General features: G+C 42.1%; 1 protein-coding gene. It reads right to left on the bottom strand.

Annotation, left to right across the window (positions count from 1 at the left end; genetic code table 11):
• Nucleotides 1–515: reverse transcriptase domain-containing protein (locus ACFPOH_RS01635; protein WP_390308694.1), on the bottom strand; the 515-nt coding region annotated here is incomplete at its 3' end.
• Nucleotides 516–565 lie beyond the last annotated feature (50 nt).

The following is a 565-nucleotide window of genomic DNA, read 5'->3' as shown; positions in this document are numbered from 1 at the left end:
TGTAAATACTTACGAATCAATTTCAGTAATGGTTTATCTTGGATTCTCTTCGCGAGTGTACCCATTAATCTGTCATGGTTGACCTTATCAAAGAATTTCTCCAAGTCCATATCTACAACCCATCGATATCCATCTCTTATATATTCTTTCGCTTTCCTCACCGCATCATGAGCACTTCGGTTTGGTCGAAATCCGTAGCTGTTTTCAGAGAATGTAGGGTCATACACTTTTGAAAGTACTTGGGCGATTGCTTGTTGAATCAAACGGTCTGTTACGGTAGGGATTCCTAGTAAACGAACACCGCCGTCAGGTTTCGGGATTTCGACTCTGCGGACTGGCATTGGTTCATAAGTTCCCTTGAGAATTGCCTCCTTAATAGATAGCCAGTTTTCGACTATGTGCTGTCGTAAGTTTTGTACGGGCATCATATCTACTCCATGGCTTCCTTTATTCTGTTCTACACGTTTTAGTGCTTGAAGCATGTTCTCCCGTGACAGGATTTGATTCAAAAGCATCGTTATTCTCCTTCCGTGAATAGCTGTTCTCTTTATGCCAGTGGTCACTC

Origin of the sequence: Ureibacillus suwonensis, from assembly GCF_042655065.1 — a bacterium.
In the GTDB taxonomy this organism is placed as follows: domain Bacteria; phylum Bacillota; class Bacilli; order Bacillales_A; family Planococcaceae; genus Ureibacillus; species Ureibacillus suwonensis.
This window is presented reverse-complemented; position numbering and strand designations above follow the sequence as displayed.